The following is a 26,628-nucleotide window of genomic DNA, read 5'->3' on the forward strand; positions in this document are numbered from 1 at the left end:
TTTATAGCTGTTTGTGGCTCTAAAAATCACCAAACCCTATTTTGACCAAACTTCAGGAATATTTAGAATAGGGTTTTAGCCACACAATCCCTTACTCAGGCCTAAACCCAAGCCTCTCCAATATCTTCAAAAAGTATTGTTTCACTTCTATACCAACTTTGTATAAACAAAAAACCCTGACCAGAGAATGGTCAGGGTTTATAAAGAGAGATTTTAATTTGCTCAGGAGGTAAGTTTATGGTCTGGCCGCTTAAAGAACTGCATGGCTATGTACCCTACAAAAGCGCCTATTACCACGCCCAGGAGGATCCACATGATGGCCATAAGCCAGATGGCCTGCTCATTGCCGTAAGACTCATCTGCCGCGTAAGGATAAGAAACGGCCAGGTTAAAGACCTTGTCTGTCAATACCTGGAAAATGGTGAACAGCACCGAAGATACCAGACCCACGAAAAAGCCCACTCCTATTCCTTCCAGATAGCCCAGTTTTCCCGCTTTCGCTATTTTATAGCTTCTTATAGCTAGGCAAATGCCAATCACCAGGATAATTCCCGTTAAGAAGTGCAGAGACACATTTTCCAATAGGCCCAGCAGCCTAAGCAAGATCATATAGATAATTGCCGCAATTCCCGTCATTACTCCATAGTAGGTACCTGTCTTCTGTACCGATGTCCGACGTTGTTCCATTGTAGTTTTATTTTGTTTTAAGTTCAGTTTAACAGAGAACAGGTTCTCACCCAGTGCTCTAAAAAGTAGATATGGTTTATTATATACTAATTTCCTCTTGGAGGTGTTGTGCTAAACCTCCATTTTTTATATGAGTCAGCTTTAAGGTAACCCCAGAAAGGCAATCTTGTTTTGGCTGAACTGAATTAAGGCTTTGATTGTCTGTAGATAAGCGGATGGTCCAAAAAACTGGTTTAACGCTACTCATAAGGAGCTTTTCAGTTCTTTTGGTAACTTCGCCCCAGAAACGCTATATATATTTCACAGCAGCATGATCAGCACCAGCAACGTTAGTCTTGGCTACGGCAAACGCACCCTTTTTGAAGACGTCACCATTAAGTTCTCTCCCGGCAATTGTTATGGCCTCATTGGCGCCAACGGAGCCGGTAAGTCAACTTTCCTGAAAATATTATCCGGGGAGATAGACCCCAACACCGGCACGGTAGATATACCGGCCAAAATGCGCCTGGCAATCCTGAAGCAGAACCATTACGAGTACGATGAGTATCCGGTGCTCCAGACGGTGATCATGGGCCACAAACGCCTGTGGGACATCATGAACGAGAAAGATGCCATCTACGCCAAAGAGGATTTCTCTGAGGAAGACGGCATGCGTGCCTCTGAACTGGAAGCCGAGTTTGCCGACATGGAAGGCTGGAACGCCGAGTACGAAGCCGGTGAATTGCTTAGCGGCTTGGGTATTCAGCCAGACCTGCATTACACGCTTATGAAAGACCTGGGCGGTAATGAAAAAATTAGGGTATTATTGGCCCAGGCCCTGTTTGGTAACCCAGACATTCTGCTCCTGGATGAGCCTACCAACCACCTGGACGCTGAATCTATCATGTGGCTGGAGAACTTCCTTGACAATTTCCAGAACACCGTGATTGTGGTGTCCCACGACCGTCACTTCCTGGATGCCGTGTGTACGCACATTGCAGATATTGACTATGGCAAGATTCAGCTCTACGCCGGTAACTATTCGTTCTGGTATGAGTCCAGCCAATTGGCATCAAAGCAGCGGACAGACGCCAACCGTAAAACTGAGGACAAGCGCAAGGAATTGCAGGCGTTTATCGCCCGTTTTAGCGCAAACGCCTCTAAATCAAAACAGGCTACCTCCCGCGCCAAACTGTTGGAGAAACTCACCTTGGAAGACATTAAGCCGTCTAGCCGGAAGTATCCATATATTCAGTTCAAGCAGGAGCGCGAGGCCGGCAACCAGTTGCTGCAGGTAGACAACCTGACCAAGAGCAACGAGGACGGCGTGCTGTTCAAGGATGTTACCTTCACAGTAGACAAAAAGGACAAGATCGCCATCATCTCCCGGAACGACTTAGCCGCCACTACCTTCTTCAAGATTGTAATGGGCGAAGCCACACCGGACAGTGGCGAACACAAATGGGGCACCACCATCAGCGCGGCTTACTTCCCTAAAGACAACTCTGAGTTCTTTGACGTGGACCTGAACCTGGTAGACTGGCTGCGCCAGTTCTCCGTGGAGAAAGACGAAAGCTTTATCCGGGGCTTCCTGGGTCGCATGCTTTTCTCTGGCGAGGAGTCTTTGAAAAAAGCCAAGGTATTGTCTGGAGGAGAAAAAGTACGTTGCATGCTGTCCAGAATGATGCTGCAGAGCGGCAACATGCTGGTACTGGATGAACCCACCAACCACCTTGACCTGGAATCCATCACGGCTTTGAACAACGGCCTCAAAGATTTTCAGGGTTCCCTTATGTTCAGCTCCCATGACTTACAGTTCGTGGACACCATTGCTAACCGTATCATTGAACTTACCCCTAAAGGCATCATTGATAAACGGATGAGCTATGATGAGTACCTCACCAACGAAGACATCAAAGCACTGCGTGCCCAGATGTACGGCGTAAGCACGCTGGTGTAAGGGTTCTCGGTTTAGACCCGGTTTTCTAAAAACAGCCATAAAACAGAAAGGGCGATCCATTTGGATCGCCCTTTCTGTTTTCGGTAAAGACTATGCCTTACCCGCGTATCAATCTTAGCAAGACAACCACAATGGCAATCACCAGCAAAACGTGGATGATCCCGCCAACCTGGTCACCAAATCCTAAGAACCCGATGAGCCATACTATTACCAGCACCAGTGCAATGACATACAGTAAGTTTCCCATGGTGTTAACTTAGTCTGTTGGTAGATACAAAGAGTGCTGGATTAATATTGTGATTTATGCTCGGCGTATGAGACGCAGAAGTACCGCGATAACCGCAATCACCAATAAGATGTGAATGATACCGCCTACTTGATCTCCGAATCCCAAGAATCCGATCAGCCAGATAATTACCAGCACTACTGCGATGATATACAATAGATTTCCCATAGTTTTAGTTGTGTTTGGTTTTGGTTAATTGTTTTGGAGCGCTTTTTAATTGACGTTCCGATATCGATTTTTCTGCTTGTACGCAAGAATATTTTAAAAGATTTATATAGTCTTTTAAAAAGATATAATTACTTATGCACATGACAGTTAAAATAGGTTGGGGCTTTAAACAGGCTGTTTCTTGCTCCGGTACAGAATTATCATAGCTTTGCACCCTAAATTCACTAACTAACGCTCATTCTATGAACATAGCCGTCATTGGGTCTGGTACCATGGGCAACGGCATCGCCCACGTTTTCGCACAGAATAATTTCATGGTTTCCCTCATTGATATTTCCCCTGATTCTCTGGGCAGAGCCCTGGGCACTATCTCCAAAAATCTGGACCGCATGGTAGCCAAAGGGACCGTGACAGAAGAACAGAAAGCCCAGACTTTAGAGCGCATTACTACCTTCACCAACCTGGAGGAAGGCGTGAAAGATGCTGACTTAGTTATAGAAGCCGCAACGGAGAACGTGGACATAAAACTGGACCTGTTCCGGCAATTAGAGTCTTTTACAAAGCCATCCTGCATCCTGGCTAGCAACACCTCTTCTATCTCCATCACCAAAATAGCCTCTGTGACGCAGCGCCCCGATAAGGTTATTGGCATGCACTTTATGAACCCGGTGCCGGTGATGAAACTGGTAGAGGTGATTAGAGGCTATTCTACCAGCAATGAGGTAACCAATCAGATCCTGGACCTTTCAAAGCAATTGGGCAAGATCCCTGCAGAGGCGAACGATTACCCAGGCTTTGTGGCCAACCGCATTTTAATGCCCATGATCAATGAGGCGATCTATTCTTTATTTGAGGGAGTAGCCGGCGTAGAGGAGATTGACACCATCATGAAACTGGGAATGGCGCACCCTATGGGCCCCCTTCAACTCGCCGACTTTATTGGACTGGATGTGTGTCTTTCCATCCTGCGGGTCCTGCATGACGGCTTCGGTAACCCGAAATACGCGCCCTGTCCTTTGTTGGTGAACATGGTACAGGCCGGGCACAAAGGCGTGAAAAGCGGACAGGGCTTCTACAGCTACTCCCACGGCACCAAAGACCTGGTAGTGGCAGACACGTTCAAGAAACGCTAGAATTCACCGCAATCAATGAAAGCCGTTTAGGGTCCATTTTCATCAAAAAAGCTCCTAAACGGCTTCCGCTTTCTACGAGGTTTTATTGTATTCCGAAGTAAATCAATCCCCCGGATTTCTATTTAAAACAGAAGAGGCCAGCAACTTGCTGGCCTCTTCTGTTTGTGGGCTGATTTATGAAAATAAAGCCTTAAACAGCTACCGCGTTGTCACGCAAGGCATCGTTCAAAGATGTTTTCAGGTCCGTGCTTTCTTTCCGCTGACCGATGATCAGGGCGCAAGGAACCTGGAAAGATCCGGCTGGGAATTCTTTTGTGTAAGAACCCGGAATCACCACCGAGCGAGGCGGTACGTAGCCTTTGTATTCCTTCGGCTCAGCGCCGGTTACGTCAATGATCTTGGAAGAACCGGTAATGCACACGTTGGCTCCAATCACGGCCTCTTTGCCGATGTGGCAACCTTCCACCAAAATACTGCGCGACCCGATGAAGGCTCCGTCCTCAATAATAACCGGGGCAGCCTGCACTGGCTCCAACACCCCGCCTAGGCCCACGCCGCCGCTCAGGTGCACGTGCTTGCCTACCTGGGCGCAAGAACCTACAGTAGCCCAGGTGTCTACCATGGTTCCCTCGTCAACGTAAGCGCCAATGTTGGTATAAGAAGGCATCAGGATAACGCCTTTGGAAATATAGGCACCGTAACGGGCCAAAGCATGAGGAACCACCCGAATTCCCAATTGGGCAAAGCCGCTCTTCAACGGAATCTTGTCATGGAACTCGAAAGGACCGGCCTCAATGGTTTCCATTTGCTGGATGGGGAAGTACATGAGCACGGCTTTTTTCACCCACTCATTTACCTGCCATTTCTCCGTGCCGGTTGGCTCAGCCACTCTCAGTTCGCCGCGGTCCAGTTGGTGAATCACGCACCTGATGGCCTCCTGGGTAACTTTCTGGCCCAACAATGACCGGTCATTCCAGGCGGTTTCTATTGCTTCTCGTAAATCGTTCATTTTGTCTTTGTGAAAGAATAAGACATCAAAATTATTAAATTGTGGCGATGATTCGAAAACGAATTCTACTGGCCTCGCTTTTAAAGCCAGTCTCTGACACCCGTTTATACGAGAAAATCGGCCGAAGCCTTGCCAAACTCACTGACCTTGACGTACATGTGGCAGGTTACCAAGGTCCTTTACCCCAAACCCCAGAGATAGCCCAGATCACCTTCCACCCTGTTTTTCATTTTAAGCGGCTGTCCTTCGGGCGGGTTGCCTCACAAATAAAATTCTGGAAACTTTTAAAGACACTTCGGCCAGACCTTTTGGTGGTGGCCACCCACGAATTATTATTTCTAGGTTGGCTGTACTGTAAGCTCCACCCTTGTCACCTGGTTTATGATGTCCAGGAGAATTATTTCCTGAATCTCACTACCCAGAATGTATACACTAGCCTTATAGGAAAGATCCTGGGGCACACCGTGCGGGCGCTGGAGAAAACCCTTGCCCCTGCTATCCAGCATTTTTTCCTGGCGGAGAAATCCTATGCCCAAGAGCTTCCTTTTTTTGGCCATCGTTATACCGTCCTACAGAACAAGTTCCTACCGCCTGCAAACCATTATTCCACTTTAAGAACAATGCCGGTGTCTTTGGCAGACGTAAAGCCGTTACGCCTGCTGTATTCCGGAACCATTTCGCGATTGTATGGCGTGCTGGAGGCGGTTGAGTTCGTGACGCAATTACGGACCTTTGTTCCGCATGCAGAGCTGACCATCATTGGCTATTGCGCCGAGGCAGGATTCCTGCAGGAACTGAAAGCCAGAATTGAGCCGCTCTCATTTGTGACGTTAATAGGTGGTGATTCCTTGGTGCTGCATGAAGAGATCCTGGGGCAGGAGCAGCAACACCACATCGGCCTCCTGCCTTACCGGCCCCACCCCAGCACGTTCAACTGTATCCCCACCAAACTATTTGAGTACATAGGCAACGGCCTGGTGTTGATTATGGAGGAAAATCCGCTTTGGGCGGAAATCCTCCGTAAGCATAATGCTGGCCTCACTATCCCTTTTGCCCGGGTTTTAACCCAGAGCCAGGTAGAGATTCTTCTTCGAGGCACGTACTACAAGGCAGGCATTCCCAGGGAGGTATTCTGGGAAAAAGAAGAACAGGAAGTCCAGGCGGTAATTAGCCAGCTTCTAAGACTTTAAAATTGCTTTAAAATTTATTTAGGCAAACCTAAACTTTAATTTCAATACACGTATATTTGACCAACTATGACGAAAGAACTTAGAAACTCCCGCATTGCTGGCCTTGGCCACTATGTACCCGAGAAGGTAGTGAAGAACGCTGATCTGGAGAAACTGATGGATACTTCAGACGCCTGGATTGTGGAGCGGACCGGTATTCATGAACGCCGTTATTTTGAACCTGGCAAAGACACCACCGCCAACATGGCTGCCAACGCGGCCCGTAAGGCATTGGAGAAAGCCGGCCTGGAGGCCAAAGACCTGGACATGATTGTGTTCGCAACTTTGAGCCCAGATTACTTTTTCCCTGGCTCAGGCGTACTGTTGCAACGTGAACTGGGCATCTCTGATATTCCTTGCTACGATGTCCGGAACCAGTGCTCAGGCTTTATTTACGCCCTTGCCTTGGCAGATCAGTTCATTAAAACCGGCATGTATGACAATGTGCTGGTGGTAGGCTCTGAGATCCATTCTTCGGGGCTTGACTTCTCAGACAAAGGCCGGTCTGTTTCCGTGATTTTCGGCGATGGAGCCGGGGCTGCCGTTTTAACTCCTTCTGATAGCTTGGACCGGGGTATTCTATCTACCCATTTACATGCCCAGGGCGAATTTGCGGAGGAACTGATGACCAAGGGACCATCCAGTAACGATGCGGAGCGCCTCACTTACAAGACCATTGATAGCGGTGACATCTGGCCGGTAATGAACGGAAGCACCGTTTTCAAACATGCCGTCACCCGTTTCCCCGAGGTAATCAATGAGGCCTTAACCCACAACGGGGTTACCGCTGAGGATCTGGATTTGGTAGTGCCGCACCAGGCCAACCTGCGCATCACGCAGTTCATTCAGCAGAAAATGAAATTGCCGGATAGCAAAATCTTCAGCAACATCCAGAAATACGGCAATACCACGGCGGCCTCAGTGCCCATTGCGTTTTCTGAGGCTTTTGAAGAAGGAAGGGTGAAAGAAGGCGATTTGATCTGCCTCGCAGCGTTTGGAAGTGGTTTCACCTGGGCCTCGGCCTTGATTCGCTGGTAGACCGTCATGCAGAGTACCGCGGAAGAAAACTACATTAAGGCCATTTACAAACTGTCTGGCGGCGGCACCAACGCGGTAAGCACCACCGGTCTCTCTGAGACGCTGCAGACCAAACCAGCCTCGGTAAGTGATATGCTGCGTAAGCTTAGCGCCAAAGACCTGGTGCACTACGTGAAATACCACGGAGTGCAGCTCACCGAGGAAGGCCAACGGGTGGCGTTGAAGATCATCCGTAAACACCGCCTCTGGGAAGTGTTTCTGGTGCAAAAGCTCCACTTCACCTGGGACGAAGTGCATGAAGTGGCTGAGCAGATGGAGCACGTCAAGTCTGAGTTGCTCATCCAACGGCTGGATGAATTTCTGGGCCATCCGCGCATTGATCCGCACGGTGACCCCATCCCTACTGAGGCGGGGGAACTGCGCCAGGAAGAGCAGCGGGTGCTGGCCTCATTGGCGGTAGAGCAAAAAGGTGTGGTGTGCCGGGTTAAAGACTCGCAACCTGCCTTCCTGCAATACCTCAACCGGGTGGGTATCCAGATTGGAACCCAGCTGCAAGTAGTTGACAAGATACCTTATGATAATTCATTGGAAATCAGCATTGATAAAAGTAAGTCAGTGATTCTTTCTTCAGATGTACTGGAAAAGATTTTCGTCATCAATCCGTGAGGTGCGTTTACGCGCTGATTTTATGAAAACAGGCCCTAAACGTTGGTTCTTCTATACGCTTTTTATTCTTCTGCTTTGTGCAGCCTGCGCCCCCAAGGATACTCCTGGGGCGCAGGCCCACCAGCAGGGCAAACTGTACATCGTCACCACCACCAGTATTCTCCGGGATGCGGTGGCCAACCTGGTTGGGGACAGGGCGGTGGTGGTTTCTTTAATGGGCGCAGGGGTAGATCCGCACTTGTATAAAGCTGCCCTGGGCGATCTGCAAACCTTACGCGAGGCAGACATCGTCATCTACAACGGACTGCACCTGGAAGGCAAGATGGGTGAAGTGTTGGACAAACTGGCTCGGCAGAAGGTGGTCTGGGCGGCCGCCGAAGGGCTCCCCGAGGAGCTCCTCCGCCGGTCACCGCAGTTCCAGGACAGCCATGACCCGCACATCTGGTTTGACGTAGCCCTGTGGAGCCAGTTAGTGGAACATGTCTCCCAGAAGCTGCAACAGCAGGATAGTCGCAACGCAGCGCAGTACCGGGCAAACACCCAGGTTTACCGGGCCAAACTAGACAGCCTGCACCAATGGACCAAAACGGAGATCGCTTCCATCCCAGAGCGGCAACGCATCCTGATCACGGCCCATGATGCCTTCGGGTATTTTGGCCGGGCCTACAACATAAAGGTACAGGGCTTGCAGGGAATCTCTACCGTATCGGAGTTCGGACTACAGGATGTCTCCTCACTGGTAAACTTCATCGTGACCCAGCGGGTGAAAGCCGTTTTTGTGGAGAGTTCTGTATCTCAGAAAGCTATTGAAGCCGTAATGGAAGGCTGCCGCCAGAAAGGCCACGAGATTCAACTAGGCGGCACCCTGTATTCCGATGCCTTGGGTGAGCCCAACGGCCCAGCCGGCACCTACGAGGGGATGGTTAGAGCGAACGTGTCCAAGATCGTGAAGGCGTTGAAGTAGGATTGATTTGAAGATGTGGAGATTGGAAGATGTGGAGATTGGAAGATGTGGAGATTGGAAGATGTGGAGATTGGAAGATGTGGAGATTTTAAAAACCCAACCTTAGTCATCCTGAAAGGATCTTGTGGGCAAGCGTTGGTAATGCTTGCTCAGGCTACTAATTAAATCTCCAGCCGGTTCCTCCAAGTAAGATTAAAAAGATGAAGTTAAGGTTTATAAATGTTACTTATTCTTCATTAATATAAAGCCTTAGCTTCTTTTTTAGAAACAAATACTAGAAGTAAATTTCATTTAAAGTCCATGATACAACACGTCACGAATCCGGTTTTAGAGGTGCATGATCTTACGGTGAGCTATCAGCGGAAACCCGTGCTGTGGGACGTGGACCTGACCTTACCCCAGCAGGCGCTGGTGGGCATCATCGGGCCGAACGGGGCTGGCAAGTCCACCCTCATCAAAGCCATTATGGGCTTGCTACCGCTGAACAGCGGCTTTGTGGAGCTGTTTGGCAAGCCTTTGGAGGAGGTCCGCAAACGGGTGAGTTATGTGCCGCAGCGTGAGTCAGTGGACTGGGATTTCCCGGCCTCGGCGCTGGATGTCGCCATGATGGGTACTTACGGGCAGTTGGGGCTTTTCCGGAGGCCTGGTTCCCGCGAAAAGAAACTGGCCATGGAAGCCCTGGAGAAAGTAGGCATGCAGGATTTCGCACATCGGCAGATCTCCCAGTTATCTGGGGGGCAGCAGCAGCGGGTGTTCCTTTCCCGGGCATTGGCCCAAGACGCTGATTTATACCTCATGGATGAGCCTTTCGCGGGCGTAGACATTGCCACGGAGACCGCCATTATTGAACTGCTCCGGCAAATGCGCGACAATGGCAAGACGGTGGTGGTGGTGCACCATGACCTGCAATCGGCGCAGGATTACTTTGACTGGATCATTTTGCTCAATATGCGGCTAGTGGCCTCAGGCCCAACAGAGGAAACGCTCACGCCTCCCCTTTTGGAGAAAACGTACGGTGGCCGCTTAACCGAGCTCAGCCGCGTAAGCGAACTGCTGCAGAAAAAACAATTTCCTATCAGAGAAACCAAACCAACCCGCAAATGAATACCCTCTGGGACTTCCTGAGCATGTCAGACGCCAACGTGCGGTTTGTGACCATCGGGTCTGTGCTGCTTGCGGCCAGTTCAGCGGTAGTGGGCTGCTTTACCGTGCTCCGGAAAAGAGCGCTGGTGGGTGACGCGGTGGCCCACGCCGTTTTACCGGGCGTATGTCTGGCCTTTATCCTGACCGGTGAGAAAAACCCCTTAATTCTATTGTTGGGCTCTTTTTTGACCGGCTGGCTTTCCCTCATCATTATTGACCTTGTCACGGCCAATAGCCGGGTGAAAGAAGACACCGCCATTGGGCTGGTTCTGTCGGTGTTCTTCGGGATTGGCATTCTGCTGCTTACGTCCATCCAGCACTCCAACAATGAGAACCAGAGCGGTCTGGATAAATTCCTTTTCGGGAGCGCGGCGGCGTTGGTGGGTCAGGACCTCATCACCTTCGGGGCGGTGGCGGTGCTGCTGCTTTTGAGCGTGCTGTTGCTGTACAAAGAATTCAAGCTGGTAAGTTTTGACCTGGCTTATGCCCGTACCATTGGGTTGCCCGTGCGGGGCCTGGAGCTCTTACTGACCACCCTTACCGTGCTGGCAGTGGTAGTGGGTATTCAGTCAGTGGGCGTAGTGCTGATGTCTGCGATGCTCATCACCCCTGCCGCCGCTGCCCGTTTCTGGACTGACAGACTTGGAGCCATGGTGTTGATTGCCGCCCTCATGAGTGCCTTCTGCGGTGCCGCCGGCGCTTACGTTTCCTTTACGGCCCCAGCTATGCCCACCGGCCCCTGGATAGTGATGCTCTTGTCTCTGTTGGCTATAGTCTCGTTCATCCTGGCGCCCAAAAAAGGCTTGCTGGCCCGTTACCTGATGCAGCGCCGCTTACGCCGGCAGATGACCCGCGAAAACATCCTGAAAACCCTGTTTCATTTGGGCGAGGCTAAAGGCGAATACGAACACAGTTACTCTAAACAGCAGATTCTGGAGCGCCGGCGGCAGCCTTTGGTCCGGATGAAAAACGGCTTGAACGCGCTCCGGCGGCAAGGCCTGGTGCAGGAAAGTTCTAATGGTTGGGCCCTTACGCCTCCTGGGAAAAAGGAAGCTCAGCGCATTGTCCGGCTGCACCGCTTGTGGGAATTGTACCTGACAGAATACCTGCACCTAGCCTCAGACCACGTCCACGAGGATGCGGAGTCTATTGAACACGTGCTTACCCCGGAACTGGAAAAACGGCTGGAAGAGCTTCTGGACTATCCTACTGCAGATCCGCACCATACCATTATTCCCCAACAGCCATGAACATAGATGCCTTCTGGATTATTCTTACCGGCGCGCTGGTAGCCATTTGCTGCAGTCTGCTGGGATGTTTTCTCATTTTGCGCCGCATGGCTATGGTGGGAGATGCCATCTCGCACGCGGTGTTGCCAGGCATTGTGCTGGCCTTTCTCTTCAGCGGTTCCCGCGAAGTCTGGACCATGCTCATCGGGGCGGCTTTGCTGGGCGTAGCCTGTACCTTCCTGATAGAGTTCTTCCACAAAAAAGCCCGCGTCCAGGCAGATGCTTCCATTGGCGTCACTTTCACCACGCTGTTTGCGCTGGGCATTATTCTTATCTCGGTGTACGCCGGCAAAGTGGACCTGGACCAGGACTGCGTGCTCTACGGCGAGATTGCTTATGTACCCCTGGACATCTGGCTCACCGAAAGTGGTATGAACCTGGGTCCCCGAACGGTCTGGATTATAGGCGGAGTGCTGGTGGTGTTGCTGTTGTTTATCACAATATTTTACAAGCAGTTATACCTCACCTCCTTTGATCCGGCTTTCGCTACTGCCATCGGGCTCTCCACCACGCTTTGGTATTACCTCCTGATGGGCGCAGTGTCGCTGACCACCGTGGCAGCCTTTGAATCTGTAGGGGCTATCCTGGTGGTGGCTTTAATGGTGGGCCCACCGGCTACCGCCTATTTGCTCACAGATGACCTGAAGAAGATGCTCATTATCTCGGCCTTGGCCGGAACCATCGCCTCGGCGGCGGGCTTTTACCTCGCGCTTTGGTTGAACGGATCGGTGGCGGGCGCCATCTCGGCGGTAATCGGGTTACAGTTCCTGCTGGCCTTTGTCTTCTCCCCTGGTCACGGCCTCCTGGCTAAGCGCCGCCAACCGGTTGCGGTCATGAAGGCTAATGCCTAAAAATAACAAACTCTTTAGGTTAAAGGCATAAAATGTGTTAAATCCTTTTCCACCCATTTGCCTGTTTTAAGGCTGATTTATGGAAAAGGTGCCAGAAATAGCCATAGGCTTTAATATGGGTAGAAGGAATGTGAATAAACCCTACCAACGTTTTCCTCCTTTCCTTAGGACAACACAATAGTAGCCCCTTCTTTTCGTATTAATGGAAACAGAAAACAACCTGATCTATAAGCAGTAGCCGTCTTCCACTTCATGTACTTCCTCTTCTTAATTATAACCTCCTTTTTACCGTTTCTACACCCTTCTACCCCATCCTATAAACCGGCAAACTCGGCCATGGCGGTCCCTGCCGAGAAGCTGCAGTGGCTTACCCTGGAGCAGGCCATCCAGAAAAGCGAAACCAAACCCAAAAAGATCCTGGTGGATGTGTACACCGATTGGTGCGGCTGGTGCAAGAAAATGGACAAGCAGGTTTACCAGAACCCCGAGATCGTTAAGAAGCTGAACCAGGATTTTTACGTGGTGAAACTTAACGCGGAGCAGCGCCAGACAATTACCCTGCAGGGCAGAACCTATAAATACCTGGAGAAGTACCGGGCCCATGAACTGGCGCTGGCCCTCTTGAAAGGTCAGATGAGTTATCCTTCCACGGTTTTCCTGAACGAGAAACAGCAGGTCATGGAGCGGGTACCTGGTTTTATACCAGCCAAGGATTTTCTGCGCGCTTTGGCGTATCTTGCAGAAAAATAGCCGCTAAACGGCAAACCCTAAGGAGTCCATTGCATTGATACCTTCTAACCTATCCAAAGATACCATTGTGGCCTTGTCCACGGCCGCAGGCCACGGCGCCATTGCTGTCATCCGACTCTCGGGCCCTGAGGCGATTTCCATTGTTCAGAGCGTCTTCAAAGGAAAGAACCTTCAAAACCAGCCCTCTCACACGCTGCATTTCGGGACCATCAGAGATGACGAGAAGATTCTGGACGAAGTGGTGGTGTCTCTTTTCAAAGGACCTAATTCCTACACCAAGGAAGATGTCATAGAGGTTTCCTGCCACGGATCACCCTACATCACCGAACAGATCATCAAGTTGTTTCTCCGCAAAGGTGCCCGCCTGGCTGAGGCCGGCGAGTTCACCAAACGCGCTTTCCTGAACGGGCAATTTGACCTGGCCCAGGCCGAAGCCGTGGCCGATCTTATTGCCTCTGACTCTGCGCTGACCCACCAGGTGGCCATGAAGCAGATGCGCGGCGGCTTCTCACAGGAGATAAAAGCCCTGCGGGCGCAGTTGATCCATTTTGCCTCCATGATAGAATTGGAACTGGACTTCAGCGAGGAAGACGTGGAGTTCGCTGACCGCAGTGCCCTGCGTCGGCTGATCTCATCCCTGCAGCGCCTGATCACTGATTTGTTGCAGTCCTTTGAGATGGGCAACGTGCTTAAAAATGGGGTTCCCACCGTCATTGCCGGGAAACCCAACGCCGGTAAGTCTACTCTATTGAATGCCCTTCTAAACGAAGAAAAAGCGATTGTCTCTGACATTCCGGGCACCACCCGAGACGTGATTGAGGATGAGGCCCTCATTAGCGGCATCCGGTTCCGGTTTATTGACACGGCAGGCCTCCGGGAAACGCAGGACAAAGTGGAAGCCATTGGCGTTGCCAGAACGAAAGAGCAGTTGCAGAAGGCCTCTTTGGTATTGTACCTGTTTGATCTTGCCTCTACTACCCCACAAGAAGTTCAGGAAGAAATGTCTGCTCTTGACCTGCCGCAGGTTCCTTCCCTGTTGATCGGGAACAAAAAAGACCTTGCCTCACCCGAGCAACTCTCTACCTTTTCAGGCCTGGAGAACCTGGTCTTTATCTCAGCCGATACTAAAGAAGGTCTGGAAGAATTGAAAGATGCCTTGCTGGAGCAGGTACACGCCAATGAAGCTATTACCGGCGACCGCACCATTGTCACCAACCTGCGCCATTTCCAAAGTCTTCAGAAAACCTCTGATGCCTTGCAGGAAGTGTTGAAGGGCTTGGATGGTGGCCTCACCGGAGACTGGCTCGCCGCCGATATCCGCCGCTGCCTGTTTTACCTGGGTGAGATCACCGGTGAGATCACAACCGATGACCTGCTGGATAACATCTTTACCAAGTTCTGCATTGGCAAATAAATCAAGGTTTCTTTACTTGAACCAGTAAGTGAAATCAGATTTAGGCGAATACTTCTGCCAAGTAAATACTTCTGGTCGTTTTGCTTAGGGTCATTATAAAAGCTGGTCTTACAGGTTGCTTAAAACAACTTGTAAGAAAGCTTCTTAAGTTTAGAGGTTTCTTAACCTGATTACTGCCACCTTTATTAATCTTGTGTCTTGCGCTTGCGGTCCTTCTCCTCATCATTATCAGAGGTACTGCTTTTTGCGTTTTTGGCAGCAGCTTTGAGGCGGGCCTCATTTTCTTTTCTCTCCTTGAATTCCTTTTGCCGCTGTTTCTTTTGTTGATTTTCTGCTCTGGTACTCATATTCTTCTTTTAGTCAGGTTAAGAGAGGAGTATTTAATTTACTACTTCTCAGACATAATTTATATAAATATAGATCACATATTACCCTTGATAAGTTTTTCATTAACTGTATTCAAAACGGCACCCTACTCTTTTGTGGGACTCTATACCTTTAATTAGCCCCAAGTGGGGATTTGCTAAACCGAGAGGAAGCGCCTAGATTTAGGCACCAAGCTGTTAATAGAAACTCAAAGCCTAATCCTCCATTATTTAGCTACAACTTTCAGGCATGATCTGGTCAAATGAATTAACACAAAGGTTAGGCATTGAATACCCTATCATCCAAGCTCCCATGTTCGGGGTGACCACACCGGAAATGGTGACTGCGGCCACCAAGGCGGGTTGCTTGGGCTCCTTGCCGCTTGGGGATCTGCCTCCTGAAAAATGTATTGAGGTGATTGGAGCCACCAAGAAATTATCCAGCCGCCCTTTTGCAGTCAATATCTTCGTTATTGAGATTCCTGAAGTGACTGACCAACTCAAAACCAGGTATGCAGAGGCAAAGCAGTTTATCCAAAACCTGGCCCAACAACATGGTCTAACTGTCAACCTTCCAAGTTTTGAGAAAATATCTGTGAACAGGTACCAGGAACAGGTAGATGCCATTATTTCTGAAAATTGCAAGATGGTAAGTTTTACCTTCGGCAACCTTGATAAGGAGTCCATCCAAAAGCTGAAGAGTCACGGTACTACTCTAATCGGGACATGCACGTCTGTGAGAGAGGCGCAAACACTGGAGAGCTCGGGAATTGATATCATCTGTGTACAGGGGTTTGAGGCCGGCGGACACCGGGGAAGTTTTGAAGCGGGCTACCTGCCCCAGATTGGTGGGCTTTCTTTACTGTCCCAAGTATATGATGCTGTCAAGGTCCCGCTCATTTATGCAGGCGGCATCTACCATGCAAAGACCCTGCTGGCCTCCAGAACTCTTGGTGCCCAGGGATTCCAGGTTGGGAGCTTACTTTTAGGTTCTGCCGAGAGTGCCTTGGCGGATTTTGAAAAGGAAAGACTGAGAAAGGTAAAGGAAAGCGATATTGTGTTAACCAGAAGCTTCTCGGGGCGCTATGCCAGAGGAATCAGAAATGTTTTCATTGACGCTGTAGAAAACACCGAGCATATCCTTCCTTATCCCTATCAACGGCTATTAACCAACGAGTTGCGCAAAGTAGCTAAAGCCCATGGTAACGTGGACTTTTTGAGCATTTGGCTTGGGCAATCCATTACAGATTATAGTGGCCAGTCCACGAGTGAGATTTTACAAAACCTGGTATCTGAAACAGAGAAAAAAAGCGGAAACTAATCTGGTATGGTACCCAGAATTTGCTGAAGTAATTTACAGCCGTTTATGCAAAACTGTAAATGGCCCAATAGCACACCTAAAAGAACATGGAAGAAATCACCATAAGAAAAGCGACCCTCACAGACATTGAGTTACTTCAAAAAATAGGCAGACAGACTTTCTCCGAGACGTTTTCCGTGAGCAACTCAGAGAAGAACATGAAGAAGTACCTGGAAGAAGGCTTTTCACTAGAAAAACTGACAACTGAACTGACGGATCAGAATGCTGAATTCTATTTTGCGGAGCTTGCCGGAGAGGTGATTGGTTATCTGAAACTGAACTCCGGACAGTCGCAGACAGAGTTACAGGACGACAAAGCCCTGGAGATTGAGCGGATCTATGTACTGAAGGATTTCCATGGGAAAAAGGTGGGGCAAATACTCTATGAAAAGGCCATTCAGATTGCCAGGGAAAGGAACGACTACTTCGTCTGGTTAGGTGTATGGGAGGAAAACCAAAGAGCCATCAACTTCTACAAAAAGAATGGGTTTATTGCCTTTGACAAGCACATCTTTAAATTAGGTGATGACGAGCAGACAGACATCATGATGAAACTTCAGTTGCAAGGTTAATGGACTTCAGTATACAGCCCGTTTTAGAAAATGAAAGGGTAATCCTTTACCCTTTGCAGGAAGAGGACTTTGAGGCTTTGTATAACACCGCCTCGGACCCTAAAATCTGGGAGCAGCACCCCAATAAAAACCGATGGCAGCAGGACATCTTCCGGACGTTCTTTGAAGGAGCAATGCAAAGCAAGGGCGCCTTTAAAATCGTAGACAAAGCCACTGGGGAAGTAATAGGCAGTACCCGGTTCTATGGCTACAACGAGCAGGACAATAGCATCTTAATTGGTTACACCTTTTACGCCACCTCTTCCTGGGGCAAGGGGATTAACCTTGCGGTGAAGGGCATGATGCTGGATTACATCTTCCAGTTCGTTTCTAAGGTGTTTTTCCATATTGGGGCTAAAAACATCCGGTCGCAGATTGCCACCATCCGCGTGGGCGCTGAGAAAGTTGCCGAGGAAGAAGTAGCCTATATTGGCGAGGCCTCTCAGTTAAACTTTGTCTATGAAATCAGTAAAGAAAAGTGGGCAAGGCTAAAAGGAAGTAATTAAGGACCTGCGGCTAAAAGTCTGACCAGAATAGAGAAGGCATAAGAATTTCCTACTCCATCACTTACTCGGCCCTCAAGAATTCAACCGGGTTAGCGTTGGCTGCCTTCAGAGTTTGCGAGAGAATGGTGGCAAGGCCCAGAATCATCATGATCATCACACTGATGAATATTTCCAGAAACCCTATCTCTATACTGTAATGCTGGGTAGTGGCCAACAGGTGGGTGAACATGAAGTACATCACCGGAATGGTAATGGCGCTGGCAATGACCATCAGGATAAAGAAGTCTTTTGATAGAAGCAGCACCAGGCTTTCTGAGGAGGCCCCCATTACCTTTCTGATGCTTATTTCTTTGTAGCGTTTTTTAATGGTGAAAGACACCGTACCCAACAACCCCAGGCAGGCCACGGTGATCGCCAGCAAACCCAGGAAACCCCACAGCTTCATAACCATGATATAGAAGTCATAGGCGCTTTTGATCTCCTGGGAGAAAAGCTGGGCCGTGAATTTCCCCTCACCGCCTATCCTTTTCCAGAGCGTTTCCATAGCTGTGAGGCTGCCCGCTACATCACTGGTCTCCAGTTTCAGGTTGGCAAAATGGAAGGTGTCTGGGTTATACTCAAAAAAGAAAGGAGTGATTTCTTCTTTCAGGTCCGCAAAGTGAAAGCTTTTCAAGACACCCCCAATGCGCACCGCTTTTCCCTCGGGTAAGACAAACCACCTGCCAATGGCCGCAGAGGGTTCTGTCAGCTTCAGCTTTTTCACAAACTCCTCGTTTACAATAATCTGTTTGGCATTGCCGGCTTTATCCTGGGTAAAGTCGTTTCCGGCCAGTAATTTCAATTTCATGTTAGAAATGAAAGCCTCGTCTACTGAGATAGAGAAAGCCCCTATGGAGTCTTCCTGATGCAGGAACTGGAGCTGCCGTTCAGGACCGGGTTCAATTCCCAGCAAATGCGAAGACATGGAAATTCTCTTCACCGAGGGCACTTTCCCATACTCGTTTTTGAATATCTGCGGATCTACATTCTGCAGTTCCACATCCAGCACATTGGCTTGGTCAAAGCCGAAATCATAATTCACTGAATACTGGTACTGCCGCAGCATGATAACCACCGCCATGATAAATCCCAGAGAAAGCATGAATTGGGTGGTCAGGACCACTTTCCGGAAAAGAGAACGGCCGCTGGTTTTTACTTCCTTTCCCTTTAGCGCGTTCACCGGCGATAACCTGGAGAAATATAGCGCAGGCACAATGCCGGCAATGATCCCCACCAGCACGGCGAACAAAAGGAAACCCAGGAAGGTAACCCAGGTGGGAGATAAATCAATGGGAGAGGTCTCCACCATCTGGCTAATGAAATCGGTTCTAATTATTTCGTAGATCATTCCGGAGAGCAGCAGCGCCACCAGCACAATGGTGGTAGATTCCACAATGAACTGCAAAAAGATCTGTTCTTTCTGGGCGCCAAAGACCTTCCTCACCCCTATTTCCCGCATCCGCTCCAATGACTGTGAAATAGAAAGGTTGATGTAGTTGGAACAGGCTGGCACCAGCACGACCAGGGTGATCAATCCGGTGAGGAAAAGTGACAAGTAATCCCAGGTTTGGCCCAAAGAATCATACAGCTGCGGACCGGGTACAATGTCATCTAAAGCCTGCAGTTTAAAGGATAATTTAATCTGCTGCTTTGCATACTGCTGTTTGGCCACCTTATTGAGGGAGTACTGGATGTTTTCCGGATCAATACCCTCCAAAATCCGCAGATACACAAAAGAATTCTCAAAGGATCTCCAGCCTTCCTCGCGCTGCAGAAAACTGGTTCCCTTATCAGAAATGATAGTAGCGAAAGACGCAATGGCCCCAAATTGCATGTGTGAGTTCACGGGAAGGTCTTTTAAGATGCCGGTCACCACAAAATTCCCGTAGCCCTCCATCCTGATCATTTCCCCTATGGCCTCTTTCTCCCCGAAGATCTTTCTTGCCTCAGTCTCAGAGATCACAATGGAGTTAGGGTTTGTGAGCGCCGTTGTTTTATCACCTTTCAGTAAAGGGAAATTGAAAACCTCAAAAAAGGCAGGATCAGCAAAATAGCCACCCAACCGTATTTTCTTTTCGCCATACACTGCATCTCCATAGAGGGACCTATGGACCCGGACCACATTTTCAATTCCCGAGAAGTTGTTTTCCAGGTGATCGGCCAAGCCGACGGGAGCGGACGCAAACCTGGGGTTTTCTACCTTGTCATGCACCTGCGTGATGACCCTGTAGATACGCTCTTTATGCGGATGAAAATTGTCATACCTGGAAAGGAAAGAAAGCAGGGCTATAAACAAAAGGCTCAGAGACATACCCAGGGCTAACCCAAGGACATTAAGAACCGTGAAGAACTTATTCTTGGAAAGGTTTCGGTAGGCCGTTTTGAATAGATTCTTGAGCATAGCTGAGTGTATATAGAGTAGTGGCGATTTGTCTCTATAACAGATGTTGTACCAACTCAACTGCGACCTGATTTTCAGCTATTTAAACAAGAGTACTTTGCTGTTTTGTTCGGTATCACACAGTGGGTGTGCGATATTGTACACCTTCATTAATGGCCACATGCCCAGATGGTCCTTTCTCCGTTGCTGTGCAAAAGGTTAGGTTCACGTACCTTGAAACTGGTGCGGCCTTGCCAGAGCGTACAATTATCCTTGCCGGTTACTAGGGCCATGCACAGAGCAGATTGCCTCTTTGATTTCCGGAGGGACAAACTCTGCGGCTATTTCCATGCAGTTACCAAGGCTATTCCTCCATTCTTCTACCTCGCTTTTTTTGGATACTTTCTGCCACTTGCCACAACTTGCTATCCTTCAACCAACTGGCTTTTTACGCGCTCTGTTTATCAGAATGGTCTAATTTAAACGAGCAGAAAGGTCAATTCACCATACTGCTATCACTATTAGGTCTATTTTTTCTAAAAAATACCATATACCCTATTGCTTTGTATAAATTTTTCTTTACATTCATTAAATAAAACAGTACCAGATTCAATTTTATATCAGAATGGAACAATGATAGAATCCCAAATCTTAACTGTAAGCAATAGAATCAACTGGGAGAAGATGGCAGAATTGTCTCTGGATCTTTTCTGCACTTTAGATCAGGCAGGGGTGTACCTCTATGCCAGCGAGGCCTGCCAGGATATGCTGGGCTACCGCAGCTGGGAAGTTGAGGGAATACACTACACAGATCTAGTACACCCGCAAGACCTGACCAGAACCCAGCAGGCATTTCAGGTAGCGGCTAACGGAACAAGGCAGCAATTTGAGAACCGCATGATCCATAAAGATGGCCAGGAAGTGTGGGTGCTTTGGTCGGTGGCTTGGTCAGAGGAAGAGGGCACCATGTTCTGCGTAGGGCGGAATATCACCGGCTTTAAGTTCAGGGAACAAAAGCCCCAGCAGGCTGGGCAGAGTTTCAGGCCTGTTTTCAGGAAAGAGCCCCTGAACCATCAAGGTTCTTCCCTCCTTACCTCTAATGTGGAGGAAAGCGGGTGCCAGGAAACCAAGCTGCAACTGTCTAAACTGACCCTAGACTTGCAAAGGAAGAACGGGGATCTCCAGCAATTCACCTACATCGTGTCCCATAACCTGCGCAGCCCGGTGGCCAATGCCATGGGACTCGCCAACTTGCTGGCCACCACAGACCGGAACTCGGCTGCCTTTGACCGGTCTTTGTCTTTCCTGCGCCTGAGCCTGTTGCGCATGGACAATGTGCTCAGGGATATGAATACGATCCTGACCATTAGGGACCGGAGGGGTAATGTAGAGCGGGAGAAGGTAGATATCAAAGAGGTGATTTTGCAGGCCATGTCTTCTCTAGAGGACCAACTAAGAAGTGCCGGAGCTACCATCAACCTAGATATTACCGATGGATTATCTGTGCAGGCCAATAAGGCTTATGTATACAGCATCATCCTCAACCTTCTGTCTAATTCCGTGAAGTACAGGGCCGTAGAACGGGAATTGGAGGTAAACATCAAATGCTACCTTAATGACAAGAAAGAAACAACTATCTTCTTTTCAGACAACGGATCGGGATTTGATATGGAGAAGAACCGCAACAATGTCTTCAAACTGTACAAGCGCTTCCATGCCCACACCGAGGGGCGCGGCATGGGTTTGTTTCTCATCAAAACACACCTTGATTCTTTAGGCGGCCGCATTGACGTAGACAGCAAGGTAGGCCAGGGCACCTGCTTTTTAATCAACTTACCATAGCCTTAGCATTCAAACTACTGTCGGAACAATTTATAGGTTTCATCCTCTCTTTTGCCGGTGTTTTTTAAAAAATAGGCTCTAAATACCTTCTTAGACTTAACTAAACAAACATTTTATATACCATTCAATAATTAACTATTCCTTAACCACTTACATCATTTCTCAAACAATACTTTACTTACATTCAACTAAACTTTAATGCATACTTTATTCAATCACCAATTACCCCTTAAGTTTTATGCAGAATTCTATACCCTTAGGACAATTCCTGAGATTAACCCAAAATTTAAAGCTGTCAAATCTGCAGCACATGATGAGAAACCAGAACCTGTTGAAACTGGTAACGGGTGAGGCGTTTTCGCCCTGGGAGTATATCTGTGCCACCTCCTTTATAGATGATCATTCCCACTTTGGGCAATACCTGATCAATATCACTTACCTGGGTTACGACCAGACTTGCTTCTACTTCCGGGATAAAGATGGCTACCTCATCAAGAGCAATTACATCTTCACCAGCCTGGGCCAAAGACCTACCATCGTGTTAACCAGGGTCAGTGTCCATTCCCCCGAGGAACTGGGAACCGTACTCCAGCTTAATCTGAATCAAAAGGCGCCCCAACCTACTTGCGCAGGAGACTTGGCCTTCATCTAAAAGCTGGTTCCCATGTTTACACCCTACTGCCCTTAGTAATCCAACATATTCTGCCTGGCCTTCTCTCTTCTTAGATCCCTCCTATCCAATTAATGTTTTGCTCTAAGAATCTCCCATTTGCCGCCAATGGTGTTGGGGAGAAACTTAAGGGCTTGACCTTAACAAGAAAACTGTTTCCTTTTATCTGGCTGCAGCAAAACAAACCATTACCTTACATCGGGTCTGTTACCGGAAAATGTCATAACTTACGCTATTTGTTTAGGGCCGATCTCAGGAAAACGGCCCCAAATGTAAGACCTACACAAACCAACAGACAGCCCATGAGTCAGTTTTCAGAACAGCAGTTACGGGAGGCGTTTCCGGCCTTGAGACCAGTAGAAAACAAGAAGCCTTTCCTCTTTTTTGATGGACCGGGCGGCACCCAAATGGCCCAACAGGCAGTAGATGCTATGGTGGGCTACATCTCGCAGGGCATGGCCAACCTGCACGGCGCCTTCCCCACTAGTATCCGTACCGATGATCTTCTGCTGGAAGGCAGAAAAGCCGTTGCCGATCTGCTGAACTGCGCCTCTACAGAGGTGGCCTTCGGGCAGAACATGACCTCGCTTGCGTTTTCCATTGCGCGCAGCCTAGGACCGTTCCTCACCAGTTCTGACGAGGTAGTGGTCACGGAGCTGGATCACCGGGCCAACGTGGATCCGTGGGTAACCCTGGCGAATGATAAAGGCGCTACCGTGAAGTTTATTCCCGCCAACCCCAATACCTACACCCTGGAACTAGGCAGCCTGAACGAGATCATCACCGAGAACACCAAGCTGGTGGCAGTGGGTTTGTCTTCCAACGTGACCGGCACCGTCACCGATGTACAAAGCATCATCGCCCGGGCCAAGGAGGTGAACGCGCTGGTGGTGATAGATGCCGTGCATGCGGTGCCGCACCTGACCATGGATTTCAAAAAACTGGGCTGCGACGTGCTGTTGTGCTCGGCTTACAAGTTCTTCGGTCCTCACCTGGGCATTGCCGTGATTGCTGCTTCTTTGTTTGAGAAACTACCAGTGTACAAACTGGCCCCGGCTCCCCAGGCAATCCCCGATAAACTGGAAACAGGCACCCAAAACCACGAGGGCATTGCGGGGCTGGTGGGCGCCATACAATTCATCCAAAGCTTAGGCGAAGGTTCCACCAGGAGGGAGCAACTCACTTCCGGCATGCTGCGCATTGCCAACCATGAAGACGAACTGGCCTACCGGGTGGAAAGCATCTTGATGAATACCCCGGAAGTACGTCTTTACCGCGCGCCGGAGGGCACTCCTAAAACGCCAACGTTTGCTTTTACCATAGAGAACGTGAACGCCCGCGAAGTCACCACATGGTTTGCCCGGAACTACAACATGTGCATCGCCGATGGACACTTTTACGCCTCCACTTTGGCTGAGAAGCTACAAGTAAATCCTTTGGGCGGCTGGGTTCGCATCGGGTTGGCGCCTTACAATACTTTGGAGGAGATTCAGCTATTTGAACAAGCCTTGCAGGAGTTTATTTCAACCCAGGTAAAGAAGCCACAGCCTTCTCAGGTATAGGCTTTTGTTTAGGGGCTGTTTTCGGAAAATCGGTTCCTAAACAGCTTTAAAGGTTATTCCATAATGAAGCTACCAAGCCTCTGGAGATGCGTTTATCAAGAGGCTTGGTAGCTTCACTTTTCTCACCTAAGAAAAAGCCACTAGATGCTGGTATGCGTTTGTTCTGTCTCTGGCCCATGGGGAAATAACGGTACTACCTGGTAGGTATTGAACCATAAGACAGGGGCTGATGTGATCTTCTGCGGTGAGTGGATTATTCTCCTTAATTTGCAGCCTCAAAAAGAAGAAAAAGGTGCTGGAGATAATCTATGAAGATGCGCACTACGTGGCCATCAACAAGCCCAACGGTTTACTGGTGCACCGCACCCGCATTGCCGAAGAGAAAAAGGAGTTTGCCCTGCAACTGCTGCGCGACCAACTGGGGATACGCGTACACGCCGTGCACCGCCTGGACCGGGGAACCTCTGGCGTGCTGCTTTTTGCCAAATCACCGGAAGCGACAGCCCCATTGGTGAAAGCCTTTGCCGAGCGGCAACCGGATAAAACCTATTTTGCTATCGTGCGTGGGTACGCCCCCGAGGCAGGCACCATTGACAGCCCCATCCGCCCTGACAAAGACCACCAGCACAAAGAAGCCCAGGATGCCATCACCCACTTCAGCCGTTTGGCCACTGTGGAATTGCCCATCCCTGTGGGTCGCTACCAAACCGCCCGCTACAGCCTGGTCAAGATCAAGCCGGAGACCGGCCGCATGCACCAGATCAGGAAACACTTTGCGCACCTCCGGCACTATATTATTGGGGATAAAAAGCACGGCGACTGGCGCCATAACCTCATGTTCCTGGAGCAACTGCAAAGTTCAACCATGCTGCTGCATTCTGCTTCCTTAAGTTTTGAGCATCCGTTTACCGGCGAAAACGTGGAAATAAAAGCCTCTATGCCAGAGAACATGCGCCGCCTTTGCCAGGAGTTTTCCTGGTTAGAGATAGTGGACCAACAGCAGGAACTTCCGTTGCCAGTGCCGCCCATTAGTGAGTGATCCATTGGTCAACCATCCAATCTAAACTGGTACAATGTTTTAACCTATACCCTCACCACCACCTTTCCTACGGTTTTGCCGCTTTGGAATAGCCTAATGGCCTCGTACATTTGGTTAAATTCAAACACGTGCCCAATGTGCTGGGGCTTAAGGCCGAGGTCCTGCAACTCCCGGAGCAAGCGGTGCATCAAATCTGTCTGCTCGTAGAGGTAGATGAGGTTGAAGCCCATGAGTGATTTGTTCAAGGTAGGTAACTTGAGCGGGTCTATTTGCGGGCGCCGCAGAAACTTCCAGATGAGTTTAGGGTAATTGGGTTTTGCGCCGTAGCTGGAGAAACTGGCATTGCCGTACACCACCATCCGGCCCATGGGTGCCATGATTTCCCAGCCTTGCTGCAGAATTTTCCCGCCAATGCATTCCATAATCAATTCCAATGGGCGCCCACGCAAGGCTTCCTCTAACTTTCTCTTGAAATCACCACCCCGCAGGATAACCGCATCATAGGCCTCTTCTTCCTGTAAAAACCTGACTTTGTTTTCCTGTCCCACACTGCCTATGGTATATGTCCCCAGTTTTTTACAGATGCGGTTGGCCAGGATGCCCACCCCACCGGCGGCGCTATGGATGAGCACTGTCATGCCCGGCTGTAGGTTCCCCAATTGGGTGAGGGCATAGTAGGCGGTGAGTCCCTGCACCAGGAACCCCGCCCCTTCCTCAAAGCTCCACTCCTGGGGCAAGGCAATGACATACCGGTGGTTAATATTCAGATGCGAGACATAACCGCCAAACTTAGTGGCACCCATGACCCGGTCGCCTACTTGCCATTCTGCTACTCCTGACCCAACGGCCACCACCACCCCTGAGAATTCCAGGCCCGGAATAAAGGAACCTGCAGGGGTCGCACTGTAAAGCCCCTGCATGGCAAAAATATCGGCGAAATTAAGCCCGATGGCCTTCACCTGAACGCACACTTCATCGGGTTTTGGATAGCTTATGCGCTCTGTTTGCAGGGCAAGGTCATGTAAGGAGCCTGCTTTGGGCATGCGGTAAACCTGGCGGGTGAGCATCATCTGATTATAAATTAATAGGCTAATACCACAACGAGACACCGGCTACCAGGTTAGCTCTTTTTGGTAGTAGAAGGGGTAAAAAATAAAAAATCCAACCATTCACCTATTGATTTAAATAGCTATGCTTCCTCCATAGAAAGAAGGCGAAATAAAATTTGGGGCAATAATTGCTAGAAGCATTTACTAGAACGAAGGAAGGTCCAATGTGAGGCTGGCTTTTTCTTTCTGATAGAGGTTGAACCTGATGGAAATATTGAACACAAACGGACAGCGTCTAACAAGTAATTCAGGCCTCATGCTTGAACTTTGTTGTTTTTGTCTAACCAAAATACAATATTGCTTATAAATAAATTTCAGCACGCAATTTGTAGTACAATAGGCATGGAAAGATATGCTAAGGAACAGGTTTCCAAAGAAGTACTAGAAGTTATTCTGGACCACTATGCCCCAAAACTCACGTCAAAGGGCTTCAGTCTGTTTGGGATAAACATAACCTATTACTTCCCGCAGGAGGAAACGGAGGGAGAAGAATGCAATCCGGTGGCGTTTTCCATCAAAGAAGATTCTGTAGACTCTTACTACATATTGGCTACCCAGGAAACCAATCTTCCCAGATAA

The 26,628-nt window shown here is 49.2% G+C and carries 26 protein-coding genes; 19 read left to right on the top strand and 7 right to left on the bottom strand.

What is annotated here, in order from left to right:
* Positions 1–222: 222 nt before the first annotated feature.
* Positions 223–687, bottom strand: a complete 465-nt coding sequence (locus J3P35_RS12930) for a DUF4199 domain-containing protein (protein WP_210465002.1) — start codon at positions 685–687, stop codon at positions 223–225.
* Between the two features lie 310 nt (positions 688–997).
* Here J3P35_RS12930 and J3P35_RS12935 point away from each other — a divergent pair, with 310 nt between their 5' ends.
* Positions 998–2,626, top strand: a complete 1,629-nt coding sequence (locus J3P35_RS12935; RefSeq protein ID WP_210465003.1) for an ABC-F family ATP-binding cassette domain-containing protein — start codon at positions 998–1,000, stop codon at positions 2,624–2,626.
* Positions 2,627–2,723: 97 nt separating this feature from the next.
* Here the strand turns inward: J3P35_RS12935 and J3P35_RS12940 are convergent, their stop codons facing one another.
* The gene (locus J3P35_RS12940; RefSeq protein WP_210465004.1) at positions 2,724–2,873 is read right to left on the bottom strand and encodes a lmo0937 family membrane protein; all 150 of its coding nucleotides are present in this window, start codon (positions 2,871–2,873) and stop codon (positions 2,724–2,726) included.
* Positions 2,874–2,927: 54 nt separating this feature from the next.
* The gene (locus J3P35_RS12945) at positions 2,928–3,080 is read right to left on the bottom strand and encodes a lmo0937 family membrane protein (protein WP_210465005.1); all 153 of its coding nucleotides are present in this window, start codon (positions 3,078–3,080) and stop codon (positions 2,928–2,930) included.
* 242 nt (positions 3,081–3,322) lie between these two features.
* Between J3P35_RS12945 and J3P35_RS12950 the strand changes: the two genes are divergently transcribed.
* Positions 3,323–4,213: a 3-hydroxyacyl-CoA dehydrogenase family protein gene (locus J3P35_RS12950; protein WP_210465006.1), complete on the top strand. Its 891-nt coding sequence runs from the start codon at positions 3,323–3,325 to the stop codon at positions 4,211–4,213.
* A gap of 190 nt (positions 4,214–4,403) precedes the next feature.
* On the opposite strand, the gene J3P35_RS12955 is transcribed toward J3P35_RS12950, so the two are convergent.
* A complete protein-coding gene (locus J3P35_RS12955) occupies positions 4,404–5,222 on the bottom strand; it encodes a 2,3,4,5-tetrahydropyridine-2,6-dicarboxylate N-succinyltransferase (RefSeq protein WP_210465007.1) in 819 nt (272 codons plus the stop codon).
* 47 nt (positions 5,223–5,269) lie between these two features.
* Here J3P35_RS12955 and J3P35_RS12960 point away from each other — a divergent pair, with 47 nt between their 5' ends.
* The 9 genes from J3P35_RS12960 to mnmE all read left to right on the top strand — a co-directional run bounded on the left by J3P35_RS12960 (position 5,270) and on the right by mnmE (position 14,566).
* Positions 5,270–6,412 (top strand): glycosyltransferase family protein, encoded by a 1,143-nt coding sequence (locus tag J3P35_RS12960; protein WP_210465008.1) that lies wholly within the window; start codon positions 5,270–5,272, stop codon positions 6,410–6,412.
* Between the two features lie 66 nt (positions 6,413–6,478).
* A complete protein-coding gene (locus J3P35_RS12965) occupies positions 6,479–7,489 on the top strand; it encodes a 3-oxoacyl-ACP synthase III family protein (protein WP_210465009.1) in 1,011 nt (336 codons plus the stop codon).
* Positions 7,490–7,495: 6 nt separating this feature from the next.
* Positions 7,496–8,155 (top strand): metal-dependent transcriptional regulator, encoded by a 660-nt coding sequence (locus J3P35_RS12970; protein WP_210465010.1) that lies wholly within the window; start codon positions 7,496–7,498, stop codon positions 8,153–8,155.
* A gap of 22 nt (positions 8,156–8,177) precedes the next feature.
* Positions 8,178–9,119 carry a metal ABC transporter solute-binding protein, Zn/Mn family gene (locus J3P35_RS12975; RefSeq protein ID WP_210465011.1) on the top strand — a complete coding sequence of 314 codons (942 nt, stop codon included), beginning with the start codon at positions 8,178–8,180 and terminating at the stop codon, positions 9,117–9,119.
* 300 nt (positions 9,120–9,419) lie between these two features.
* Complete coding sequence (locus J3P35_RS12980) at positions 9,420–10,223, top strand: metal ABC transporter ATP-binding protein (RefSeq protein ID WP_210465012.1); 804 nt, start codon at positions 9,420–9,422, stop codon at positions 10,221–10,223.
* Positions 10,220–11,512 carry a metal ABC transporter permease gene (locus tag J3P35_RS12985; protein WP_210465013.1) on the top strand — a complete coding sequence of 431 codons (1,293 nt, stop codon included), beginning with the start codon at positions 10,220–10,222 and terminating at the stop codon, positions 11,510–11,512. The genes J3P35_RS12980 and J3P35_RS12985 overlap by 4 nt, the downstream gene beginning before the upstream one ends.
* Positions 11,509–12,402: a metal ABC transporter permease gene (locus tag J3P35_RS12990; protein WP_246850200.1), complete on the top strand. Its 894-nt coding sequence runs from the start codon at positions 11,509–11,511 to the stop codon at positions 12,400–12,402. The genes J3P35_RS12985 and J3P35_RS12990 overlap by 4 nt, the downstream gene beginning before the upstream one ends.
* Before the next feature lie 336 nt (positions 12,403–12,738).
* A complete protein-coding gene (locus J3P35_RS12995; RefSeq protein ID WP_210465014.1) occupies positions 12,739–13,152 on the top strand; it encodes a thioredoxin family protein in 414 nt (137 codons plus the stop codon).
* A gap of 34 nt (positions 13,153–13,186) precedes the next feature.
* Positions 13,187–14,566, top strand: coding sequence for a tRNA uridine-5-carboxymethylaminomethyl(34) synthesis GTPase MnmE (gene mnmE / locus J3P35_RS13000; RefSeq protein WP_210465015.1), 1,380 nt, complete (start codon positions 13,187–13,189; stop codon positions 14,564–14,566).
* A 185-nt stretch (positions 14,567–14,751) separates the two neighbouring features.
* Here the strand turns inward: mnmE and J3P35_RS13005 are convergent, their stop codons facing one another.
* A complete protein-coding gene (locus J3P35_RS13005) occupies positions 14,752–14,913 on the bottom strand; it encodes a hypothetical protein (RefSeq protein ID WP_210465016.1) in 162 nt (53 codons plus the stop codon).
* Positions 14,914–15,181: 268 nt separating this feature from the next.
* On the opposite strand from J3P35_RS13005, the gene J3P35_RS13010 reads away from it, so the two are divergent.
* From J3P35_RS13010 to J3P35_RS13020, 3 genes are all read left to right on the top strand, one after another.
* Positions 15,182–16,252, top strand: a complete 1,071-nt coding sequence (locus tag J3P35_RS13010; RefSeq protein WP_210465017.1) for an NAD(P)H-dependent flavin oxidoreductase — start codon at positions 15,182–15,184, stop codon at positions 16,250–16,252.
* 86 nt (positions 16,253–16,338) lie between these two features.
* Positions 16,339–16,863 carry a GNAT family N-acetyltransferase gene (locus tag J3P35_RS13015; protein ID WP_210465018.1) on the top strand — a complete coding sequence of 175 codons (525 nt, stop codon included), beginning with the start codon at positions 16,339–16,341 and terminating at the stop codon, positions 16,861–16,863.
* On the top strand, positions 16,863–17,408 hold the full coding sequence (locus J3P35_RS13020; protein ID WP_210465019.1) for a GNAT family N-acetyltransferase: 546 nt from the start codon (positions 16,863–16,865) through the stop codon (positions 17,406–17,408). Before J3P35_RS13015 ends, J3P35_RS13020 begins: the two co-directional genes overlap by 1 nt.
* A gap of 61 nt (positions 17,409–17,469) precedes the next feature.
* Here the strand turns inward: J3P35_RS13020 and J3P35_RS13025 are convergent, their stop codons facing one another.
* A complete protein-coding gene (locus tag J3P35_RS13025) occupies positions 17,470–19,848 on the bottom strand; it encodes an ABC transporter permease (RefSeq protein ID WP_210465020.1) in 2,379 nt (792 codons plus the stop codon).
* Positions 19,849–20,460: 612 nt separating this feature from the next.
* Here J3P35_RS13025 and J3P35_RS13030 point away from each other — a divergent pair.
* The 4 genes from J3P35_RS13030 (at position 20,461) to J3P35_RS13045 (ending at position 24,940) form a co-directional block, all read left to right on the top strand.
* A complete protein-coding gene (locus J3P35_RS13030) occupies positions 20,461–21,669 on the top strand; it encodes a PAS domain-containing sensor histidine kinase (RefSeq protein WP_210465021.1) in 1,209 nt (402 codons plus the stop codon).
* Positions 21,670–21,979: 310 nt separating this feature from the next.
* Positions 21,980–22,321 (top strand): hypothetical protein, encoded by a 342-nt coding sequence (locus J3P35_RS13035; RefSeq protein ID WP_210465022.1) that lies wholly within the window; start codon positions 21,980–21,982, stop codon positions 22,319–22,321.
* Between the two features lie 320 nt (positions 22,322–22,641).
* A complete protein-coding gene (locus tag J3P35_RS13040) occupies positions 22,642–23,901 on the top strand; it encodes a cysteine desulfurase-like protein (protein WP_210465023.1) in 1,260 nt (419 codons plus the stop codon).
* Between the two features lie 292 nt (positions 23,902–24,193).
* Positions 24,194–24,940 (top strand): pseudouridine synthase, encoded by a 747-nt coding sequence (locus tag J3P35_RS13045; RefSeq protein ID WP_210465024.1) that lies wholly within the window; start codon positions 24,194–24,196, stop codon positions 24,938–24,940.
* 44 nt (positions 24,941–24,984) lie between these two features.
* Here the strand turns inward: J3P35_RS13045 and J3P35_RS13050 are convergent, their stop codons facing one another.
* Positions 24,985–26,010, bottom strand: a complete 1,026-nt coding sequence (locus tag J3P35_RS13050; RefSeq protein ID WP_317195380.1) for an alcohol dehydrogenase catalytic domain-containing protein — start codon at positions 26,008–26,010, stop codon at positions 24,985–24,987.
* Positions 26,011–26,391: 381 nt separating this feature from the next.
* On the opposite strand from J3P35_RS13050, the gene J3P35_RS13055 reads away from it, so the two are divergent.
* Positions 26,392–26,628: a hypothetical protein gene (locus J3P35_RS13055; RefSeq protein ID WP_210465025.1), complete on the top strand. Its 237-nt coding sequence runs from the start codon at positions 26,392–26,394 to the stop codon at positions 26,626–26,628.

Source organism: Rufibacter roseolus, from assembly GCF_017916365.1.
GTDB lineage: Bacteria > Bacteroidota > Bacteroidia > Cytophagales > Hymenobacteraceae > Nibribacter > Nibribacter roseolus.

What these genes read in the sequence shown, in the direction of transcription:
- J3P35_RS13030 (WP_210465021.1), top strand. Translation starts at nt 20,461, where the DNA reads ATGATAGAATCCCAAATCTTAACTGTAAGCAATAGAATCAACTGGGAG.
- J3P35_RS13015 (WP_210465018.1), top strand. Translation starts at nt 16,339, where the DNA reads ATGGAAGAAATCACCATAAGAAAAGCGACCCTCACAGACATTGAGTTA.
- J3P35_RS12935 (WP_210465003.1), top strand. Translation starts at nt 998, where the DNA reads ATGATCAGCACCAGCAACGTTAGTCTTGGCTACGGCAAACGCACCCTT.
- J3P35_RS13010 (WP_210465017.1), top strand. Translation starts at nt 15,182, where the DNA reads ATGATCTGGTCAAATGAATTAACACAAAGGTTAGGCATTGAATACCCT.
- J3P35_RS12950 (WP_210465006.1), top strand. Translation starts at nt 3,323, where the DNA reads ATGAACATAGCCGTCATTGGGTCTGGTACCATGGGCAACGGCATCGCC.
- J3P35_RS12980 (WP_210465012.1), top strand. Translation starts at nt 9,420, where the DNA reads ATGATACAACACGTCACGAATCCGGTTTTAGAGGTGCATGATCTTACG.
- J3P35_RS12945 (WP_210465005.1), bottom strand. Translation starts at nt 3,080, where the DNA reads ATGGGAAATCTATTGTATATCATCGCAGTAGTGCTGGTAATTATCTGG.
- J3P35_RS13005 (WP_210465016.1), bottom strand. Translation starts at nt 14,913, where the DNA reads ATGAGTACCAGAGCAGAAAATCAACAAAAGAAACAGCGGCAAAAGGAA.
- J3P35_RS12975 (WP_210465011.1), top strand. Translation starts at nt 8,178, where the DNA reads ATGAAAACAGGCCCTAAACGTTGGTTCTTCTATACGCTTTTTATTCTT.
- J3P35_RS12960 (WP_210465008.1), top strand. Translation starts at nt 5,270, where the DNA reads ATGATTCGAAAACGAATTCTACTGGCCTCGCTTTTAAAGCCAGTCTCT.
- J3P35_RS12930 (WP_210465002.1), bottom strand. Translation starts at nt 687, where the DNA reads ATGGAACAACGTCGGACATCGGTACAGAAGACAGGTACCTACTATGGA.
- J3P35_RS13035 (WP_210465022.1), top strand. Translation starts at nt 21,980, where the DNA reads ATGATGAGAAACCAGAACCTGTTGAAACTGGTAACGGGTGAGGCGTTT.
- J3P35_RS13020 (WP_210465019.1), top strand. Translation starts at nt 16,863, where the DNA reads ATGGACTTCAGTATACAGCCCGTTTTAGAAAATGAAAGGGTAATCCTT.
- J3P35_RS12965 (WP_210465009.1), top strand. Translation starts at nt 6,479, where the DNA reads ATGACGAAAGAACTTAGAAACTCCCGCATTGCTGGCCTTGGCCACTAT.
- J3P35_RS13055 (WP_210465025.1), top strand. Translation starts at nt 26,392, where the DNA reads ATGGAAAGATATGCTAAGGAACAGGTTTCCAAAGAAGTACTAGAAGTT.
- J3P35_RS13050 (WP_317195380.1), bottom strand. Translation starts at nt 26,010, where the DNA reads ATGATGCTCACCCGCCAGGTTTACCGCATGCCCAAAGCAGGCTCCTTA.
- J3P35_RS12940 (WP_210465004.1), bottom strand. Translation starts at nt 2,873, where the DNA reads ATGGGAAACTTACTGTATGTCATTGCACTGGTGCTGGTAATAGTATGG.
- J3P35_RS12970 (WP_210465010.1), top strand. Translation starts at nt 7,496, where the DNA reads ATGCAGAGTACCGCGGAAGAAAACTACATTAAGGCCATTTACAAACTG.
- J3P35_RS12995 (WP_210465014.1), top strand. Translation starts at nt 12,739, where the DNA reads ATGGCGGTCCCTGCCGAGAAGCTGCAGTGGCTTACCCTGGAGCAGGCC.
- J3P35_RS12990 (WP_246850200.1), top strand. Translation starts at nt 11,509, where the DNA reads ATGAACATAGATGCCTTCTGGATTATTCTTACCGGCGCGCTGGTAGCC.
- J3P35_RS12955 (WP_210465007.1), bottom strand. Translation starts at nt 5,222, where the DNA reads ATGAACGATTTACGAGAAGCAATAGAAACCGCCTGGAATGACCGGTCA.
- J3P35_RS13025 (WP_210465020.1), bottom strand. Translation starts at nt 19,848, where the DNA reads ATGCTCAAGAATCTATTCAAAACGGCCTACCGAAACCTTTCCAAGAAT.
- J3P35_RS13040 (WP_210465023.1), top strand. Translation starts at nt 22,642, where the DNA reads ATGAGTCAGTTTTCAGAACAGCAGTTACGGGAGGCGTTTCCGGCCTTG.
- J3P35_RS12985 (WP_210465013.1), top strand. Translation starts at nt 10,220, where the DNA reads ATGAATACCCTCTGGGACTTCCTGAGCATGTCAGACGCCAACGTGCGG.